Source organism: Bosea sp. Tri-49 (genome assembly GCF_003952665.1).
Classification (GTDB): domain Bacteria; phylum Pseudomonadota; class Alphaproteobacteria; order Rhizobiales; family Beijerinckiaceae; genus Allobosea.
Genome location: NZ_CP017946.1, coordinates 4,221,663 through 4,238,346 on the forward strand (window position 1 = coordinate 4,221,663; position 16,684 = coordinate 4,238,346).

At 65.2% G+C, this 16,684-nt stretch carries 14 protein-coding genes; 6 read left to right on the forward strand and 8 right to left on the reverse strand.

The window, feature by feature from the left end; all coding sequences use genetic code 11:
* Nucleotides 1-68: 68 nt before the first annotated feature.
* Nucleotides 69-1,880, reverse strand: a complete 1,812-nt coding sequence (locus BLM15_RS20430; protein WP_126114483.1) for an ABC transporter ATP-binding protein/permease — start codon at nt 1,878-1,880, stop codon at nt 69-71.
* Between the two features lie 122 nt (nt 1,881-2,002).
* Here BLM15_RS20430 and BLM15_RS20435 point away from each other — a divergent pair, with 122 nt between their 5' ends.
* From BLM15_RS20435 to BLM15_RS20445, 3 genes are all read left to right on the forward strand, one after another.
* The gene (locus BLM15_RS20435; RefSeq protein ID WP_236846360.1) at nt 2,003-2,764 is read left to right on the forward strand and encodes a Crp/Fnr family transcriptional regulator; all 762 of its coding nucleotides are present in this window, start codon (nt 2,003-2,005) and stop codon (nt 2,762-2,764) included.
* A 134-nt stretch (nt 2,765-2,898) separates the two neighbouring features.
* A complete protein-coding gene (locus BLM15_RS20440; RefSeq protein ID WP_126114485.1) occupies nt 2,899-3,699 on the forward strand; it encodes a class I SAM-dependent methyltransferase in 801 nt (266 codons plus the stop codon).
* 89 nt (nt 3,700-3,788) lie between these two features.
* On the forward strand, nt 3,789-4,349 hold the full coding sequence (locus BLM15_RS20445; protein ID WP_126114486.1) for an NADPH-dependent FMN reductase: 561 nt from the start codon (nt 3,789-3,791) through the stop codon (nt 4,347-4,349).
* Between the two features lie 7 nt (nt 4,350-4,356).
* Here the strand turns inward: BLM15_RS20445 and BLM15_RS20450 are convergent, their stop codons facing one another.
* Nucleotides 4,357-4,872 carry a hypothetical protein gene (locus BLM15_RS20450; RefSeq protein WP_126114487.1) on the reverse strand — a complete coding sequence of 172 codons (516 nt, stop codon included), beginning with the start codon at nt 4,870-4,872 and terminating at the stop codon, nt 4,357-4,359.
* Between the two features lie 128 nt (nt 4,873-5,000).
* Here BLM15_RS20450 and recQ point away from each other — a divergent pair, with 128 nt between their 5' ends.
* The 3 genes from recQ (at nt 5,001) to BLM15_RS20465 (ending at nt 10,006) form a co-directional block, all read left to right on the forward strand.
* Complete coding sequence (gene recQ, locus BLM15_RS20455) at nt 5,001-6,839, forward strand: DNA helicase RecQ (RefSeq protein ID WP_126114488.1); 1,839 nt, start codon at nt 5,001-5,003, stop codon at nt 6,837-6,839.
* A gap of 118 nt (nt 6,840-6,957) precedes the next feature.
* Nucleotides 6,958-9,396 carry a DNA topoisomerase (ATP-hydrolyzing) subunit B gene (gyrB, locus tag BLM15_RS20460; protein ID WP_126114489.1) on the forward strand — a complete coding sequence of 813 codons (2,439 nt, stop codon included), beginning with the start codon at nt 6,958-6,960 and terminating at the stop codon, nt 9,394-9,396.
* Between the two features lie 25 nt (nt 9,397-9,421).
* Nucleotides 9,422-10,006, forward strand: coding sequence for a pentapeptide repeat-containing protein (locus tag BLM15_RS20465; RefSeq protein WP_164547592.1), 585 nt, complete (start codon nt 9,422-9,424; stop codon nt 10,004-10,006).
* A gap of 361 nt (nt 10,007-10,367) precedes the next feature.
* Here BLM15_RS20465 and BLM15_RS20470 read toward each other — a convergent pair whose 3' ends face one another.
* Genes BLM15_RS20470 through BLM15_RS20495 form a run of 6 tightly spaced genes read right to left on the reverse strand, consistent with a single transcriptional unit; the run spans nt 10,368 to nt 16,670 of the window.
* The gene (locus BLM15_RS20470) at nt 10,368-11,402 is read right to left on the reverse strand and encodes an ArsR/SmtB family transcription factor (RefSeq protein ID WP_126114491.1); all 1,035 of its coding nucleotides are present in this window, start codon (nt 11,400-11,402) and stop codon (nt 10,368-10,370) included.
* 19 nt (nt 11,403-11,421) lie between these two features.
* Nucleotides 11,422-12,957: an arabinosylfuranosidase ArfA gene (gene arfA / locus BLM15_RS20475; protein WP_126114492.1), complete on the reverse strand. Its 1,536-nt coding sequence runs from the start codon at nt 12,955-12,957 to the stop codon at nt 11,422-11,424.
* Nucleotides 12,954-13,799 (reverse strand): ABC transporter ATP-binding protein, encoded by an 846-nt coding sequence (locus BLM15_RS20480; protein ID WP_126114493.1) that lies wholly within the window; start codon nt 13,797-13,799, stop codon nt 12,954-12,956. Before BLM15_RS20480 ends, arfA begins: the two co-directional genes overlap by 4 nt.
* On the reverse strand, nt 13,796-14,806 hold the full coding sequence (locus BLM15_RS20485; protein WP_126114494.1) for an ABC transporter ATP-binding protein: 1,011 nt from the start codon (nt 14,804-14,806) through the stop codon (nt 13,796-13,798). The genes BLM15_RS20480 and BLM15_RS20485 overlap by 4 nt, the downstream gene beginning before the upstream one ends.
* Nucleotides 14,803-15,666: an ABC transporter permease gene (locus tag BLM15_RS20490; RefSeq protein WP_126114495.1), complete on the reverse strand. Its 864-nt coding sequence runs from the start codon at nt 15,664-15,666 to the stop codon at nt 14,803-14,805. The genes BLM15_RS20485 and BLM15_RS20490 overlap by 4 nt, the downstream gene beginning before the upstream one ends.
* A complete protein-coding gene (locus BLM15_RS20495; RefSeq protein ID WP_126114496.1) occupies nt 15,666-16,670 on the reverse strand; it encodes an ABC transporter permease in 1,005 nt (334 codons plus the stop codon). The genes BLM15_RS20490 and BLM15_RS20495 overlap by 1 nt, the downstream gene beginning before the upstream one ends.
* Nucleotides 16,671-16,684: the final 14 nt, after the last annotated feature.

The following is a 16,684-nucleotide window of genomic DNA, read 5'->3' on the forward strand; positions in this document are numbered from 1 at the left end:
GCTTCTCAACCCGTTCGGCGAAGATTTGTTCCGGTTTGCCCCGATTTCGCAGTGATCCGGATTCTTTTTCAGGCTGCCCGCTCGTCGTTGGCGACCTCGCGGCGCCGGAACAGCCGCCAGAGTGACCGCGTCAGGCGCTTCGAGGTCAGGTGCGCGCCAGCCTCGCGTTTCTCGAAGGTGATCTTGCGTTCGTGGAAATCCTCGAGACCGGGGCGATGCCCGACGCTGATGATCGTCGCATAGGAGAGCTCGGTCTCGATCAGCCCGAGCAGCGAGTCCTGGCTGGCCTCGTCGAGCGCCGAGGTCGCCTCGTCCATGATGATGATGTCGGGCTTCTGGATCAGCAGGCGCGCGAAGGCGACGCGCTGACGCTCGCCGCCAGACAAGGTCTGGTCCCAACGCTCCTCTTCGTCGAGTCGTCGGCCGAGCGAGGCGAGACCGCAGCGCTTCAGCGCATCCTTGACCACTTCGTCGTCGACGCGGCTCTCGGCTTCCGGGTAGAGCAGCACGTCGCGCAGCGTGCCGATCGGCAGATAGGGCTTCTGCGGCACGAAGGCGATGCGCTTGCCCGGCGGCAACTTGATCGAGCCCGAGCCCCAGGGCCAGATGCCCGCGATCGCCCGGATCAAGGTGCTTTTGCCCGTCCCGCTCTCGCCGGCGATCAGTACCTTCTCTCCGGCGGCAATCACCACCGACGCGTCGGCGATGACGATCCGTCCATTGCTGTGGGCGATCGAAAGATCGGCGATGTGGATGCCATCGTCCCCGCTCTCGCCCAGTTCGATCTGTGTCTCACCCTCCATGATCGCGCCGACATCGAGTGCCTCAAGCGCCTCCGCCAACTCGTCGACGCGCGTCACCGAAGCGAACCACTCCGCCAGCCGGACGAAATTGTCGACGAACCAGATCAAGGCCGCCTGCACGGCGCTGAAGGCAGCGACGACCTGCATGACCGCGCCGAGCGTGATCTCGCCCGACAGGTATTTCGGCGCGATCAGCAGCAACGGCACGATCGGAAACAATGCGCCGTTGGTGTTGAGCACGATCGCGATGACGCCCTGCTGCCGGATCACCTTGAGCCAGGCGGCGACGACCCGGCCATAGTTCTCGCCCACGGAATCGCGCTCATCGGCATCGCCCTTGATCAAGGCGATGCTCTCAGCATTCTCGCGCAGCCGCGTCATCTCGGCCCGGAACTGCGCCTCGGCCTCGTTCTTGGCGGCGATGCGCGGCACCAGAGGCCGACCGGCGAAATAGGCCGCCAGCGAGGCGATAACCGCATAGACGATCGCGGCGATTGCCATATAGCTGGGGATCACGACCTCGGTTCCGCCGAGGGTGAAATGCGCCGACCCTGCGACCTGCCAGAGGATCGCGGCAAAAGTCACAGCCGTCACGAAGGCGCTGAGCAGTCCGATCGCAAATTCGACCAGGGGCTCGATGGCGAGGCGGACATCCTCGGCGATGCGGTATTCCGGTGCGCTCTGCTCGCGCGCGACGAACTGCATCCGGTAATAGCGTTGGTCGGCGATCCACCAGCCGGCGAGGCGATGCGTCAGCCATTCGCGCCAGCGCACCTGCAGCAGCATCCTGCTGATCACCAGGCAGGATAGCGAAGCCGCTGAAGCCGCGACGATCAGCGGCATCCAGCCGACGGCCGTCCAGACCTTGTCGAGGTCGCGCTTCTCCAGCGCGTCGAAGAACAGTCGATTCCAGCTGTTGACGCCGACCGCGGCACCAAGCTGAGCAGCGACGAATAGCAGCACCGCCAGGGTGAGGCCCCAAGCGCGCAGCCGGGTCTGCCCGGTCCAGAAGCGCCGGGCCACACGGAAGAACTGGCGCAGGCGCGAGCGCCGCAGCCCGGAGGCATGTGATTTCATGCGGCGGCCTCCTGAGCCGATCTGCTATGCCGGGACGGGCGCGATTGCTAAGCCACGGCTTTCGCGCCACACAGAAAACGCAAGCGTTCGCCATGAGTTCCGGGCGAGCGAGGGAGCCCGGCGTGATCGTCGCATCGAGCAATCACCGCAATCACCGCAGTCCGTCCTGCCTTGCCTGTCCGCTGCGTCTGAAGCCGGCCTTCAAGGACAAGTCAGACGAGGAAATCCGCTTTATCCAGACGATGAAGCTCGACCACCGGCAATTGCCGGCGGGCAGCGACATCATCCATCCCGGCCAGGAGGATGCCGAGCTCTACACACTCTTCTCCGGCTGGGCTTTTCGCTACAAATCCCTGCCGGACGGGCGCCGGCAGATTCTCAACTTTCTGCTGCCGGGCGATCTCGTCGGCCTGCAGGCCTCGCTGCTCAGCGCCTCCCAGCATGGCATCGAGGCGCTGACCGAGGTCGAGCTCTGCGCCTTCCCGCGCCGGCGCACCTATGAATTCTTCGGGCGGATGCCGGCACTGGCCTATGAGCTTGCCTGGCTCGGATCACGCGAGGAGAGCCTGATCGACGAGAACCTGACCTCGGTCGGCCAGCGCAGCGCCCAGGAACGGATCGCGGCGCTGGTGATCTCGCTCTATCGCCGGGCCGATGCGCTCGGCCTCGTCGTCGAGAACAGCTTCGCCTTCCCGTTGACGCAGCAGCAGCTCGCCGACGCGCTCGGTCTGTCGCTCGTCCACACCAGCAAGACATGGGCAAAACTACGAAAAGCTGGGATGTTCTCGCTCGAGCGTGGCCGCCTCACTGTCCATAATCCGCGGCTGACGGAACGCATGGCGCTGCTTTTCGACAGCGAATTGCAGCCGCGCCCGCTGATCTGAGCACCCCGCTCCGCGATTGCTTGAGAAATCGCTGGCTTCGGGCTGCTCTTGACCCCATATGACAGCGGCGTAACGTCACGGCATTGTCATGTCGCTTCGGCGCGGCCATTTCCGTCGCCAAACTGAGGTTCTGGATGGCCCACTCCGCTTCCGGTCAGCGCTTGCGCACCACCCGCCTCGGGCGCTCATCTGTCGCCGCGCGGCTGGAGCATGAGGTGCGGTTGACCGCGGCCGACCTCGTCGACAGCGTCGCAGAAGCGAGATTGCGGGTCGCTGCGGCGCGCTACAAGGTCGAGGACGAGGTCCGCAACACCGCCGACAAGTTCAAGTCGCGCGTCCGCAAGGCGGCCGACGAGGCGAAGGCGCGTTTCGGCGACGATGCCCGCTTCCTCAAATCCTGGATCGATTCGCCTGGCCGCACCGGCGCGGTCGCGCCGTCGAGCCCATTCCTGGCCAAGCGCATGGCTGCTTACGTCGACCCATTGGCCGAGGGACCGGTGGTCGAGATCGGCCCCGGCACCGGCCCGGTCACCGAGGCGCTGATCGCGCGCGGCGTCGACGAGTCCAGGCTGATCCTGGTGGAGTACAGCCCGGAATTCTGCGAACTGCTGCGCCGCCGCTTCCCGCAGGCCACGGTGATCGAGGGCGATGCCTATGCGCTCTCGACGACACTCACCGGGTATCTGACCGAGAAGGCGAGCGCAGTGGTCTCCTCGCTGCCGCTGTTCAACAAGCCGCCAGCCGAGCGGACCGAGCTGGTGCAGGACGCCTTCACCAATGTGCTCAAGCCCGGCGCACCCTTCATTCAGTTCACCTATGCGGTGATCTCGCCGGTGCCGCGCAAGGGTTCCCACCTCAAGGCGCAGGTCTCAGACTGGGTGCTGCGCAACATCCCGCCGGCGCGCGTCTGGGTCTATCGCCGCGCCAAGCCGTGACAGCGCGGGCTTGACGCCAGCCCCGCATCGCCCCGACATCGCGACATGAGAAGGCCGGGCTGTTCGCCCGGCTGCCTGTCGGAGTGACCATGCCAAAGATCCTCGTCTTCGCCGGCTCCTGGCGCCCGGGTTCGATGAATGCCCGGCTCGCGACCCTAATCGCTGGAAATCTTGCAGATGCGGGGGCTGAGGTGACGCAAATCTCGCTCGGTGACTATCCGCTGCCGCTGATCGACGCCCGCGCCTATGACAACGACCCACCGGCCCAGGCGAAGGCGCTGGCGGCGCTGGTCGATGCTCATGACGGGCTCTTCATCGCCAGCCCCGAATATAACTCCGGCTATCCGCCGGCGCTGAAGAATGCGCTGGACTGGATCAGCATCGTCCGATCCGGTGGCCCCGGCCTGCGCGAGAAGGTTGTCGCGATCGGCGGCGCCTCGGCCGGCAGCCTCGGTACCTATCGCTGCCTGACCCAGCTGCGCAGTGTGCTGGAGCTCGGATTCGGTGCGCTGCTGGTGCCGGAGATGCTCGCGGTCGCCGGCGCCGACAAGGCCTATGGCGAGGACGGCGATTTCACCGAGAAGCGCCTGCGCAGCATGCGCGACAAGATGGTGGCACGTCTGGTCAAGGTCGCGGCGCTGCGCCCTTAGAGCGCGGCTACTCGATCTCGCAGCGCCCGCTTGCCGGCGACAGGCGCCAGAGGCCATCGTCAGGCTTCGCCGGAATGCTTACCGCATCGTCGGCGATTTCCTCGGCATCGTAAGGGTTCGGATTGGCGGTGATGCCGGCATTGCGGATATCGAGCGTGCCGTTCGGGCCAGGCTCGATCCGCCAGCTGCCGGCCTCCCATTCCGGCACGCAGCGCAGGCCCTGCCCGGCTGCCCGGCAGAAGCCGCTGAGTTGGTAATCGAAGCTCTGGCCGGGATTCACGCGCCCGCGCAGGTTGAAGTAGAGCATGACGTAGAGGCTGCCGCCTGCGCCCGGCTGCCAGTTCTGCGGGCTGTGCAGCAGGCGGATCCTCGCCACCTTCTGCCGGGGATGGCTGGCGAGATGGGCGGCATCGTAGCTGCGCTCCCAGCAGACATTGCCCTTGGGCGGCAGCTCACGCTCGAGCGGCCGGGCTTGCGCGATCGCGGCAAGACAGCAGATGGCAGCAGTCAGCGATAGGCGCATGGCGCTACTCCAACCTGGCTGACGCAAGGTGAAGCACAGCCCGGGGACGATCAAGCGAACTTGCGGGAGCCGGGGACGGAATAGCGCAATGGCTGGCTTTCAGCGCCCGAATCCGGCACATCCGGGCCATGTCGGCGCCCCGCGAATCAGAAGCCCGCGCGATCCTGAAGTCGGTCTTCGGCTATGACGATTTCCGTCCCGGACAATGGGAGGTGATCGAGGCCGCGCTCGGCGGCCGCGACGTCTTCGCGGTGATGCCGACCGGCTCGGGCAAATCGATGTGCTACCAGCTGCCGGCTCTGGTCGCGGGCGGATTGACGCTGGTGGTCTCGCCGCTGATCGCCCTGATGCGCGACCAAGTCGGCCAACTGGTGCGCGCTGGCGTCTCGGCCGCCTCGCTCAACTCGATGAACAGCGAGGCCGAAGCGGCACAGGCCTGGGACAAGCTCAATTCCGGCGAGTTGCGCCTGCTGTTCGTCTCGCCGGAGCGCCTCGCGGGCGAAGGACTGGTCGCCCGCCTACGCCGCCTCGGCGTCACCAGGCTCGCCATCGACGAGGCCCATTGCGTCTCGCAATGGGGCCATGATTTCCGCCCGGAATATCGGCTGCTGTCGAAGGTACGCGAGGCGCTCGGCGATGTTCCGGTGACAGCGCTCACTGCGACCGCCGACCGCCAGACGCGCGACGACATCGCCCAGCAGCTCTTCCCGCAGCCGCCGCACCTCGTCGTCCATTCCTTCGACCGGCCGAACCTGAAACTCGCCTTCGCGCCGAAGGATCAGCCGCGCCGGCAGATCGACGATTTCCTGAAAGTCCATCGCGGCGGCTCTGGCATCGTCTACTGCTCCTCGCGCAGCCGAACCGAGCGTCTCGCCGAGGGCCTGCGCGAAAAGGGCTGGAAGGCCTATGCCTATCATGCCGGCCTGGAGCAGGCGGAGCGCAATCGCAACCAGGACATCTTCCTGCAGGAGGACGGTGTCGTGGTCTGCGCCACCATCGCCTTCGGCATGGGCATCAACAAGCCGGATGTCCGCTTCGTCGTCCATGCCGACATGCCAGGCTCGATCGAGAGCTACTATCAGGAAATCGGGCGTGCCGGGCGCGATGGGCTGCCGGCGGATACGCTGACCCTCTACGGCGTCGACGACATGGCGCTGCGCCGCCGCCAGATCGACGAGAAGCAGATCGACGACGAGCGCCGCCGGATCGAGCACAAGCGCCTCAACGCCATGATCGACCTGTGCGAATCGGCACTCTGCCGGCGCTCGGCCCTGCTGTCCTATTTCGGTGAGGCGGTGCCACCCTGTCGGCACGGTAATGCGCCGTTCCGCTGCGATCTGTGCGGTCCGACCAAGCCCGAGCTCGCCGATGCGACGCTGGATTCACGCAAGCTGCTTTCGGCGGTGGCGCGTTCGGGCCAGCGCTTCGGCGCAAGCCATCTCGCCGACATCCTGACCGGCACCCAGACCGAGGCGATCCGCCGCCAGAACCATGACGGGCTGAAGACCTTCGGCGTCGGCAATGACAAGCCGAAGGGCGCCTGGATGGCGCTGACCCGGAAGCTCTTCGCCGCCGGCGCGCTCGCCGAAGCCAGCAGCGAGCATGGCGGCTTCTGTCTGACGGGAAAAGGCGAGGACATCCTGTTCGGCCGTGAGCCGATCGCACTGCGCGTCGATCCCCTGGGCGAACGACGCTCGCGCCGCGGCCAGCGCGAGGCAGCGCGGGCCGACGGGCTCGATGGTGATACCGCCGCCCTGTTCGAGCATCTGCGCCAGCTGCGCCTGACACTGGCGCGCGAGGAAGGCGTCGCCGCCTACATCATCTTCACCGACCGAACGCTGATCGCCATGGCGCGCGAGCGGCCGCCCGGCCTCGAGGAGATGCGGGCCATCGAAGGCGTCGGCGAACGCAAGCTCGCCCAATACGGCGAGGTTTTCCTCGATGCGATCGCGACATTCTCTGGCTAAATCCGCCACTCTCGCGTACGCGGGCGTGCGCACGTGAAAAAGCCATCCTGAAGCCCTATATTCTCCTGACGAATCAAGATCATCGCGGGCGCCTGCTCGCCCGCCGAAGGACCCCACCATGAGCGATGCTGCCCGCGACCTCGAGGATGCCGCCTATGGCGCCGATTCCATCAAGGTTCTCAAGGGCCTGGACGCGGTGCGCAAGCGCCCAGGCATGTATATCGGCGACACCGATGACGGCTCGGGCCTGCACCACATGGTCTACGAAGTGGTCGACAACGCCATCGACGAGGCGCTCGCCGGCCATGCCGACCTTGTCACGGTGACGCTGAACGCCGAGGGTTCAGTCACGGTTAGCGACAATGGTCGCGGCATCCCCACCGATATCCACAGCGAGGAAGGCATCTCGGCGGCCGAGGTCATCATGACCCAGCTCCATGCCGGCGGTAAGTTCGACCAGAACTCCTACAAGGTCTCCGGCGGCCTGCACGGCGTCGGCGTCTCGGTCGTCAACGCGCTCTCGATCTCGCTCAAGCTGCGGATCTGGCGCGGCGGCAATGAGCATTTCATGGAGTTCCGCCATGGCGACGCGGTTGCCCCGCTCGCGATCGTCGGGCCGGCCGGCGACAGGCGCGGCACGGAGGTGACGTTCACGCCTTCCCAAGAAACCTTCACGATGATCGAGTTCGACTACAAGACGCTCGAACATCGCCTGCGCGAGCTCGCCTTCCTGAACTCGGGCGTGCGCATCGTCCTGACCGATGCCCGCCATGCCGAGGTCATCCGCGAAGAGCTGATGTACGAGGGCGGTGTCGAAGCCTTCGTGCGCTATCTCGACCGCGCCAAGACGCCGATTATCAGCCAGCCGGTGATGCTCTCGAACGAGAAGGACGGCATCACCGTCGACGTCGCGCTGTGGTGGAACGACAGCTACCACGAGAACGTACTCTGCTTCACCAACAACATCCCGCAGCGCGATGGCGGCACCCATCTTGCCGGCTTCCGCGCGGCGCTGACCCGGCAGGTCACCGGCTACGCCGAAACATCAGGCATTTCGAAGAAGGAGAAGGTCTCGCTCACCGGCGATGATTGCCGCGAGGGCCTGACCGCGATCGTTTCGGTCAAGGTGCCCGATCCGAAGTTCTCCTCGCAGACCAAGGACAAGCTGGTTTCTTCGGAAGTCCGCCCCGTCGTTGAGAACGTCGTCAACCAGGCGCTCTCGACCTGGCTCGAAGAGCATCCGAACGAGGCCAAGACCATCGTCGGCAAGGTCGCCGAAGCCGCGGCCGCCCGCGAGGCCGCCCGCAAGGCGCGCGACCTTACCCGCCGCAAGGGCGCGCTCGACATCGCTTCACTGCCTGGCAAGCTCGCCGACTGCCAGGAACGCGATCCGGCCAAATCCGAGCTCTTCATCGTCGAGGGTGACTCGGCCGGCGGCTCGGCCAAGCAGGGCCGCGCCCGCGAATATCAGGCCGTGCTACCGCTGCGCGGCAAGATCCTCAATGTCGAGCGGGCGCGCTTCGACAAGATGCTGTCCTCCGACCAGGTCGGCACGCTGATCACCGCGCTCGGCACCGGCATCGGCCGCGACGAGAAGGATTCCGGCGCCTTCAACATCGAGAAGCTGCGCTACCACAAGATCATCATCATGACTGACGCGGACGTGGACGGCGCCCATATCCGCACCTTGCTGCTGACCTTCTTCTACCGGCAGATGCCGGAGCTGATCGATCACGGCCATCTCTTCATCGCCCAGCCGCCGCTCTACAAGGCGGCGCGCGGCAAGTCGCAGACCTATCTCAAGGACGAGCGCGCGCTCGAGGACTATCTCGTTGACAGCGCGCTCGACGGCGCGGTCTTCCGCACTGGCGAGGGCAGCGAGCGCGGCGGCGCCGATCTGCGCGCCCTGATCGAAGAGGCTCGCAGCGTCCGCAACACGCTTTCACAGCTGCATTCGCGCTATGATCGGCGCGTCGTCGAGCAGACCGCCATCGCCGGCGCGCTGCGTCCGCAGGGCGAGCGCGGCGAGGCCGAACTCACCGAGGCGGCGGCCTATGTCGCCCGCCGGCTCGACGCGATCTCCGACGAGATCGAGCGCGGCTGGGAAGGTAAGGCGGCCGATGGCGGCTTCGGGTTCTCACGGCTGGTGCGTGGCGTGAAGCAGGTCGTCTCGCTCGATTCCGGACTTCTCGCCAGCGCCGAGGCGCGCAAGCTCGACGCCGCCGCCGTCTCGCTGCAGGAGGCCTATGGCCGGCCGGGCGTGCTCAGCCGCAAGGGCGACGACCACATCGTCAACGGGCCGAGCGACCTCTTCGACGCGGTCAACGCCATCGGCAAGAAGGGTGTTTCGCTGCAGCGCTACAAAGGCCTCGGCGAGATGAATCCCGGTCAGCTCTGGGAGACGACGCTGGATCGCGACGTGCGCTCGCTGCTGCGCGTCAAGAATGACCAGAACGACGAGGCCGACGACCTCTTCGTCAAGCTGATGGGTGACGTTGTCGAGCCGCGCCGCGAATTTATTCAGACCAACGCGTTGAACGCGACCGTCGATACCTGACCGGCACCGTCTGTCGGAGTGCGATTTGAGCCAAGCCGACTTGCCCGGCCTCGACCTTTCTCTTTGGACCTTCCATCGCTGCAACATGGCGAAGACCGCGCTGAATGGTGCGACCCTGGAAGGAACGAAATGGACGTCGTGCTCGGCGGCGGGCGCCAATTTCCGGGGAACTGATCTGCGCGAAGCGACCTTTTCGTCCTGCGATCTCAACAACGCCAACATGAGCGGCGCGAGGCTCGGCTCATCGTGGTTTTCCGACTGCAGGATGACCGGCGCCGACCTGTCTCAGGCGCAGGCGTTGGGCGCCTCGTTCAAGGACAGCCTCCTCGTCTGTGCGAAACTCTCGAAGCTCTCGTTCCGGGATCAACGATTGGAAGGCCTCGACCTTTCCGAGGCCGATCTGACGGGGTGTGACTTCCGCAACGCGATTATGGACCGCGTGAAGCTACGCGAGGCGATCATTCAGGATGCTCGTTTCAAAGGGGTAGATCTGCGCGGAGCCGATTTGGGCGGCATCGATCTCGCCCATGCCAGGGTGCTCGAGGGAGCAACAATCTCCCGCGATCAGGCCAGCCAAATACTGAGGCAATTCGGGCTCGACGTGCGTTAGCAGGAGCTTGCAAAAGCGCGATGGCGCGGACTCGGCAGCTCCAATTGAATCCCTCCAGATACTGCCCTGGGGAAACGGTAGTCAGTAGGGAATCTTGCCAAGGCCCGAAAAGGGTCGGAGATAAACTCCGGCATTGGCATCAAAAATCCTAATGTCCGCGTTCGGATCGCCTGCCAAAGTCCGTACTTGGCGCCAGCACGACATTTTGGGCGCCTGCTCGGAGCAACCTAGTGATCGCGGTTTGCGAGCCAGCTCAGGCAGCGCGCGTGGGCTACGCCGCGCCGCTCAGCTGAATCGTCCCCAAAATTAGAATTCCACACTTGGCCACTTTAGAGTTCGCAGGGCCCTATTTTGGGACGTGCTAGGTTGCGACATGAGGCAAGGCGTTCACGCCATGCAGATGCAGCCGCATCTTGATGTCCTGGTTGTGATTACCAAATCCGCGCCCGAAAATATTGATACCTCCCGGCCGGCCTTCCTTTTCATCGATGCCGATACGCAGCCGGATCGAGTGATGGCGATCGAGATCAAGATCTGCCAGTACGACGTCGCCCAGCCGACGCTCGCCGAGGAAGGTGCCATCGGATGTGATGCGCCAGGTCGTCAGAATACCGTATTGGGAGCCTTCTAGCTTCCACCAGGGCGGGGTGTAGGTCCCGCGCCGATCGCCATAGTCGCCAGGGCAAGTCCACGTGCCGACCTTGTGCCCGTTGACCCAGAGGCTGATGTCAGACGGCCAGTCGGCGTTGGTGCCCGGCACCTCCGACGACATCTCCATGTCGAATTCGAGCGCGGCGATCGCCCGGTTCAGCACCTTCGCGTTGTTCGGGAACTTGTATTCGACATAGCCGCGGCCAAACCAGATCAGCGCCGCCTGCACCCGGCGCGGATCGAGGAAGAGCTCGGGAACGTCGAGCACGCCGAGGATCCGCTGGGTCGAGCAGAGGCCGCAAGGCGCCGAGACGTTCGAGCTCGTATAGAGCCCGAGCGGCATTTCGACCTCGACGATGTTGTTCTCGCGGCTCGGGTCGTCCGGATCGAGATTGACGACGATCTCGGAATAGCGCGCGGCACAGATCTTCTGCTGGCCCTTGGCCGCTTTGCCGAGCGAGGTCGAGATCAGCTCGGCCTCTTCCAGGACCTGGACATTGGTCGCGATCGTCGACTGCGGCAGGCCCAGCGCCTCGGCGATCTGGTTGATGTTCTTGGGACCGTGCCGGTTGAGCAGCTTCAGGATGCGGAGCCTGACCGGGGAGGCCAGACCGCGCAGCACCTGATACTGCCGCCCCGCATCGACCACGAGGAAGCCTTGGCCCTGCCGACCCTCGGCCCGTGATGCAGCGCTGCCGCCATTGCGGCGGCGGCCGCGAGTTGAGGCTGTCGGGCTCTGGTCCATCTTTGCGGGCGCCGTTCGGTCAGCTCTCGAGCCTGATCACATTCCACGAGGCCGGCTGCAATTCCAGAGTGATCCTGTCCGATTTCGTGGAAACACCCTTCAGCGTCGCAGGCTTGACCCTGAGCGGCTCCTTCTTGCTGTTGACCGCCTTCAGATCGCTGTGGCGCAGCTCCGTCGCCTCCGTGACCTTGAGCTTGCCGAAGCCCCGTGCATCGATCGCGACGTCGATGCTCTGTTCCAGGTCGCGGTTGAGCAGGAAGAGCGAGACGCCCTTGTCGTCGCTCACCACCGACGCCTTCAGATAGGGGGCGTCGATCGGATAGAAGAGGTCCTGCTTGCCGCGCGGATCGAAGTAGCTGGCCTGGTAGGTCTCCGATTTGACGATGGCCTTGAGCACAGTGCCGCGCCCGAGACGGCTCATCTGCGCGAACGGCCAGAAGATCGTCTGCCGCCAGGCCGGGCCGCCGGTTTCGGTCATGATTGGTGCGATGACGTTGACGAGCTGTGCGAGGCAGGCGGCCTTGACCCGGTCGGCATGATTGAGGAGCGAGATGCAGGCGCCGCCGAAGACCAGGGCGTCCTCCATGGAATAAATCTCCTCGAGGATCGGCGGGGCCACCGGCCAGCCCTCCTTGACGCGATCGGCCCGGACGCGGCGTGTGCGGTACCAGACGTTCCATTCGTCGAAGCTCAGCATGATGCGCTTGTCCGAGCGCCGCCGTGCTGCGACCGCGTCCGAGATCGCGACCACCTCCTCGATGAAGTTGTCCATCAGGTCGGGACTGGCCAGGAAAGCCTTGGTGTCGTCGGCATAGTTGTTGAAGTAGGTGTGCAGCGAGATGAACTCAACCTGGTCGAAGGTGTGCTCCAGCACCTCGTCTTCCCAGCGGCCATAGGTCGGCATGTTGCGACCCGACGAACCGCAGGCGGCGAGTTCGATCGAAGGGTCGATCCAGCGCATCATCTTCGCCGCCTCATGGGCGACGCGGCCATATTCCGTCGCCGTCTTGTGCTCCATCTGCCAGGGGCCGTCGACCTCGTTGCCGAGGCACCAGAACTTCACGTCGTGGGGCTTCTTCCAGCCGTGCTTGATGCGCAGATCCGACCAGGCGGTCCCGCCGGGATGGTTGCAGTATTCGACGAGGTTGCGTGCCGCGTCACCGTCGCGCGTGCCGAGATTGACCGCAAGCATCGGCTCGATCTTCGCCGCGCGGCACCAGTCGATGAACTCGTTGGTTCCGAAGCTGTTAGGCTCGGTGGTGAACCAGGCGAGGTCGAGCCGGGCGGGGCGATCCTTCACCGGGCCGACGCCATCCTCCCAATTATAACCGGAGACGAAGTTGCCACCGGGATAGCGCATGATCGTCGGCCCGAGTTCCCTGACGAGGTCGAGCACGTCCTTGCGGAAACCGCGCTTGTCGGCAGTCGGATGGCCGGGCTCGTAGATGCCGCCATAGACGCAGCGGCCGAGATGCTCGACGAAGGCACCGAAGAGCCGCGGATCGGTCTCGCCGATGGCGAAGGCGCGGTCGAAGGTGATGTTGGCTTGTCTCATGAGCTGGCTCCGGGTGTTGCAACGGCTTTCGTGGAATGGGTGGCCCGGAAGGCTCCAGCGCTGTCGGGCGTGAGCACGGCGTCGCGGAGCTGGCGGGAATAGGGATGGGTGGGGGCGGAGAGCACGGCGCGGGCCGGCCCTTCTTCGACCACCACGCCCTTCTGCATGATGATCAGCCGGTCGCTGATGTAGTAGGCGGTGGCGAGGTCGTGGGTGATGTAGACGATCGACAGGCCGAGATCGTCGCGCAGCCGGCCGAACAGGTTGACGATCGACATGCGCAGCGAGGCGTCGACCATCGAGACCGGCTCGTCGGCGACGATCAGCCGGGGCTTGGCCACGAGCGCGCGCGCGATCGCGACACGCTGGAGCTGGCCGCCGGAGAGTTCGTGCGGAAAGCGCCCCGCGATCTCCGCCAGGGATAGCCCGACCTGCCTGAGCGCCTCGTCCGTCTGCGTCTCGGCGGCCTGCCGGCCGGAGGCGCCGCCGAAGCGCTCCGCCGTCATGAACAGATAACGGTCGAGTTGCTTCAGCGGATTGAAGGCCTCGAACGGATTCTGGAAGATCGGCTGCACCTCGGCCATGAAGGCCCGGCGCTCATAGGCTGCGACATCGCGCCCTGCGAGCCTGATCCGGCCGGAGCTCGGCGCATGGATTCCGAGAATCATGCGGGCCAGCGTCGATTTTCCCGAGCCGGACTCGCCGATCACGGTGAATATCTCGGGTTTGTCGTCCTGTAGCGCGAAGCTCACCTCCTTCACCGCATCGACGCGCTGCGTCGAGAACAGCCCGCCGCGCGAGAAGCTCTTGCTGATCTTGTCGAGTTCGAGCAGCGCGCTCATGCCGCCGCCCCGGGATTGACGGCGTGACAGGCAACGCGATGGCCGGGCAGCGTCTCGATCATGGCCGGCACGGTCGTCGCGCAGACGGGCATGGCGAGCGGGCAACGCGGATGGAAACGGCAGCCCGGTGGCGGGGCAGCGAGGTTGGGCGGAGTGCCCTCGAGGCCCTCGCGCTGCTTGACGTCGCCGATGCGCGGGAGGCTTGCGATCAGGTGCAGCGTATAGGGATGCAGCGGCTCAGCGAATATCTCGGCCGTCTCGCCATCCTCGACCAGCCGTCCCGCATACATGATGCCGAGTCGATCGGTCAGGGCCGCATGCACGCCCATATCGTGCGTGATGAACAGCATGCTCGAACCGATCTCGCGCTGGATCGAGCGGATCATCCCCAGCACATCTTTCTGTACGACGACGTCGAGCGCCGTCGTCGGCTCGTCGGCGATGATGAACTCCGGCTTGCAGATCGTCGCGAGCGCGATGGTGACCCGCTGGCGCATGCCGCCGGAGAGCTCGTGCGGATAGGCGGCGAGCACGGAAGGGTCGAGCTTGACGCGTTCGAGATGCGCCGCCGCCCTCAGGTCGAACTCGGCCTTGCTGCCGCCGAGATGGCGCCAGGCGAAGTCGCGGAAGCTGTATCTGATCCGCCTGAGCGGATTCAGCACGTTCATCGAGCCCTGCATGATGTAGGACAGGTGCCGCCAGCGGATACGACGCACGACCTCCTGCGGGGCCCGGCCGATCGCATCCCATTCCGGCAGAAAAGAGAAGCGGGCCGACCCGCCAACCATTTCGAGCGGCGGCTTCAGCAGCCCAGCGATCGTCTTGACCAGTGTCGTCTTGCCGGAGCTGGATTCGCCGGCGAGCCCGTAGATCTCGTTGCGGCGAACATCGAAGCTGACGCCATCGACCGCCCGGACCTCGCGATTGACACCAAAATAGCGGGTGCGGAAATGCGCCTGGAGATCGCGGACCTCCAGCACCGGCGCCTGATCGGCCGCTCCGATCATCGGCTGCCCCCCATGCGGGCCAGCCGGCTGCGCGGGTCGATGTATTCGTTCATCGAGACCGCGAGCAGGAAGAGGCCGACGAAGGTCATCACCACCAGCCCGACCGGAAAGGCGATCCACCACCAGATGCCGGCGACCAGCGCGGTGTGCTGGTTCGCCCAGTAGATCATGCCGCCGATGGTCGGAGTGTTGATGTCGGTGAAGCCGAGGACGGCGAGGGTGACCTCGATGCCGATCGACCAGTTCATGTTGTTCATCGTGGTCGAGAACACGATCGGCATCACATAGGGCAGATGCTCGCGCGCCAGGATCTCGTGCGTCTTCATGCCCGAGAAGATGCTTGTCTGGGTGAATTCGCGGGTTTTCAGGCTGAGCGCGACCGAGCGGATCAGGCGGGCGTCATAGGCCCAGCCGAGGCAGGCCATGATTGTGGCGAGCAGCGGCGTCGACATCGTGTCGCGCAGCACGAAGTAGAACAGGATCAGGATCGGGAACAGCGGGATGATGATGAAGGTGTCGTTGATCGACATCAGCACCCGGTCGATCCAGCCGCCGCTGTAGCCGGCGAGCAGCCCGACCACGAGGGCGATGACCCGCGACAGCAGCGCCACCATGATGCCGAAGCTCAGCGTGTTGCGGATCGCGAAGGTCAGGTGCCAGAACACGTCCTGTCCGCGCGAGGTCGTGCCGAGCCAGTGGACGGACGAGGGCGGCAGATCGGGCGGCACGAGATAGACATCGCCCGGCGGATAGGGAGCGGCGAAGGACAGCGCCGCCATCACCAGCACGACGGATACGAGCACGAGGCCGATCCTGAACTCGATATTGTAGCGGAGGAGGTCGCGCAGGATGGTCAACATCAACGCAGCTCCACACGCGGATCGATCAGCGGATAAAGCAGGTCGATGATGAGGACGCCGATGGAGACGGCAATGATCGAGACGGTCGTGACGCCAAGAACGAGCCCGTAATCGCCGGCATAGACCGCGTCGACGAGGAGCGTGCCGACCCCGGGGTAGCCGAAGACCTTCTCTGTGATCACGGCGCCGTTGAAGATGCCGCCTAGCGACATGGCGAGCCCGGTGACCTGTGGCGCCAGCGCATTGCGCATGACGTAGGAGCCGAGCACGCGGCGGCTGTCGAGCCCGGCGGTCTCGGCATAGACGACATAGTCCTCGGTCACGATGTTCGAGACCAGCGAGCGCATGCCGAGGAACCAGCTGCCGAGCCCTATCAGGATCAGCGAGAGCGCTGGCAGGATCGAATGCCGGGCGACACTCGAAACGAAAGGCCAGTTCCAGCCCTGCTGCAGGTTCATCGCCGACCCGCCAGTGATCGGCAGCACCGGCCAGAGGAAGCCGAAGATGATGAGCAGCAGCAGCGCGACGATGTAATACGGGATCGGATGCACCCCCATCGCCACCACGCCCATCAGCTTCAGCGTGCGGTTGCGCTGATAATAACCGGCGAGCCCACCGAGCAGGTTGCCGAGCACCCAGGTGATCAGCGTCGAGACGATCAGCAGTCCGGCCGTCCACGGCAGGGCCCGGGCGATCAGGGCCGAGACCGGGGTCGGAAAGGCGGAGAGCGAGGGGCCGAAATCGCCGCGCAGCACCCGGCTCCAGAACGTGACGTATTGCTCGCTCGGCGTTCCCTTCAGGCCATAGAGCTCCTGAAGCGAGGCGCGCATCGCCGCGATCGCATCCGGCGAGGTGCTGCCGAAGGAGGTCACGGCCGAGATCGACTGCTCGACCGGGTCGATCGGGGAGGCATGGGTGATCACGAAGGCCAGGTTGACGCCGATGAAGACGACCACGACGAACTGGACCAAGCGTTTCGCGAGATAGGCGATGTAAGCGTTCATGCGATCCCGAAAGC